At 42.3% G+C, this 830-nt stretch carries 1 protein-coding gene; it reads right to left on the bottom strand.

What is annotated here, in order from left to right:
* Positions 1–300: 300 nt before the first annotated feature.
* A complete protein-coding gene (locus NE619_RS17860; protein WP_256133842.1) occupies positions 301–642 on the bottom strand; it encodes a nucleotidyltransferase domain-containing protein in 342 nt (113 codons plus the stop codon).
* Positions 643–830 lie beyond the last annotated feature (188 nt).

Genomic DNA, 830 nt, shown 5'->3' with positions numbered 1-830 from the left:
TCAAAAGATCCATTTGTTTTATCTCCGCCAAAGTCTCTGGCTCAATATATGCCAATAGATTCACCTCCTTCCACAACTAAAAAAGCCAACCAGTCCCTAGACCAGTCGGCTAGTAAATCCAATCCAACAAGAAACCCCTGGCTCTGCTTTTTCAACAGGTCCAAGGGATTCCACATAAGTTTCTTATTCAATTATTTTATCAAAAAGGACGCAATCCACATCACACAATAAGAGGCTCGATGCTTTCAGGCACAAGCTAATTTCGTCAATTTTATCTCTGGCAAATGCGATAGCATCTGCTTAGACAACGAACTCCACTCCTTCGTTTAAAACAGTTTTAAAGAAAGGTGACGATCCTTTCCATCGTTCAAAGGTCGCTTTATCTTGTAACAGAAGTGAGACTACGACATCATACTGCAAGTCCAGTTCTAGGGAAAAATCAGAAAAGGCCCGTCTGAACTCCTTGGTTTTACTCGCAGGTAGGTCTACGATGACCATCACATTGACATCCGACTCATCATCGTAATCTTCTCTGGCGTAAGAACCATATAACATGATCGAACTTAGCTGACTACCAAATTCAGCTTTTGCTCTCTTATAAACACATTTAAGAATCGCGTCCAAAGTGTCTTTACTGCACATTGCTTCACCTCCTGCTAATTTTCTCGGCCAAAAAGTCCACCTTTCCTTCTGCTATGTCTTAACAACTGCCATTATTGTATCATACGGCGACCAAAGCGCGCGTCACATTTCATCGTGGCCGTTTCTACCTGAGAATCTGCTTTTTTACAAAATTCCCATCCGCTGCGCCAGCCGGTAGCAATGTATGT

This window comes from Anaerovorax odorimutans (genome assembly GCF_024459955.1).
GTDB lineage: Bacteria > Bacillota > Clostridia > Peptostreptococcales > Anaerovoracaceae > Hominibacterium > Hominibacterium odorimutans_A.
Note: the sequence above shows the minus strand (reverse complement) of the source record. Positions and strands in the feature narration are given on the sequence as shown.

Coding starts and splice junctions, on each gene's coding strand:
- NE619_RS17860 (WP_256133842.1), bottom strand. CDS start 642: ATGTGCAGTAAAGACACTTTGGACGCGATTCTTAAATGTGTTTATAAG.